The organism is Sinomicrobium weinanense (assembly GCF_018863395.1).
Taxonomy (GTDB): domain Bacteria; phylum Bacteroidota; class Bacteroidia; order Flavobacteriales; family Flavobacteriaceae; genus Sinomicrobium; species Sinomicrobium weinanense.
The window spans coordinates 1-1,302 of record NZ_JAHKRR010000026.1 but is presented as its reverse complement, the minus strand read 5'-3'; the positions used below and the strand labels follow the sequence as shown (position 1 = coordinate 1,302).

The following is a 1,302-nucleotide window of genomic DNA, read 5'->3' as shown; positions in this document are numbered from 1 at the left end:
AAGGACTCTGCTGAGGCATTTGTACTTCTGTTTACAAAGTAGTTTAGAATTGATCGATAGTTCAAGCGAATACTATTTGCTACTGTTTGGAAGCTTTTAAACCCGGATTCTTCCACCTCTTTATACCAGTGGGCTAATTTGGTATAGGCTATTTTTATACCCGTATCCTGATTAAATATATTTCTTAATCCTTGAACCAGCTTATACGCTTTCTTTAATAATGGATATACCTTAAATAGGACCTCTCCACGTTCCTTTTGACTTGGAGTCCATTTTTCCGGAGATTTATATAGCAGATACCGGCTTCTGGCAAGTAGCTGCTTTGCGGTATCTCCATTAGGCAGGATGACCGGCTTATATTCCTTATCGTTTATTTTACACTGTTTAATAGCTTCATTTTCCTGATCTAAAGCTTCCCATCGGTAGTTGATCCGAAGTTCCTGAAGGGCTTCTATGGCTAATTTCTGAACATGAAAACGATCCGTTACCTGCGTAGCTTTAGGAAAACATACCTTGACAATATGCTTCATCGAATGCGCCATATCCAGTGTGATTTCCCGAACCTTATTACGGACTGAGCAAGGAAGTTTGAGCAGGTGTTTGATGATGGGTTCGGCCTTGGTTCCCTGAAAAATCCCTACCAAGGCACCCTTTTTACCCTTGGCTTTCTTATTGGTGATAATGGTATAGAGCTCTCCCTGAGAAAGAGCAGTCTCATCGATGGATAAATAGGTCCCCATATTCTCCGGATACAAAAGCCATGTGCGGGCATGGGACTTCTGATTCCAGGACATAAAATCACTCATGTAATCCTTATACTGACGTTGGAGTTTCTTCCCGTTTACGCCATAGAAAAATCCAATGGTATGGAAGTCTGAAGCCTTAGTATCGACTAATTTCTTTTAAAAAAGCAGCGAACTCCTTGGTCATACGAGTCCCCTGGGCTACCAAATTCCAATCTCTTTGAATGATCTCTCCATTATTTTTATCCGTCCATCTTCGACGTTTTACATGGAGATATACTTGGCTTCCCCGCAAAGGAAAATCCTGTATGGTTACCTCTGTATGGAAGCCTTTGGAGATTAAAACCCGGGAGGATTGCTCTTTAGGAGCCAGGTTGTGCTCTTCAAAATAGAGATGAAGAACCTCCCCTGCTTTTTTACTCCTTACTAAATCAAAATGATCTACGATGAATGGGGGCAATACAAGTTTTATAAAGTCCAGGTAATTATCCAAAGCAATATCTTTTTTTGCAAAGATCGACTTTTACTTCAATTCTTCCCCAACTTTTGAGATTGATCC

At 40.6% G+C, this 1,302-nt stretch carries 2 protein-coding genes; both read right to left on the bottom strand.

The window, feature by feature from the left end:
- Positions 1-863 (bottom strand): ISAon1 family transposase (locus KN811_RS21735; protein WP_187967796.1); only part of this gene is annotated, 863 nt, incomplete at its 3' end.
- A gap of 19 nt (positions 864-882) precedes the next feature.
- Positions 883-1,236: an ISAon1 family transposase N-terminal region protein gene (locus KN811_RS21730; RefSeq protein ID WP_187967795.1), complete on the bottom strand. Its 354-nt coding sequence runs from the start codon at positions 1,234-1,236 to the stop codon at positions 883-885.
- Positions 1,237-1,302 lie beyond the last annotated feature (66 nt).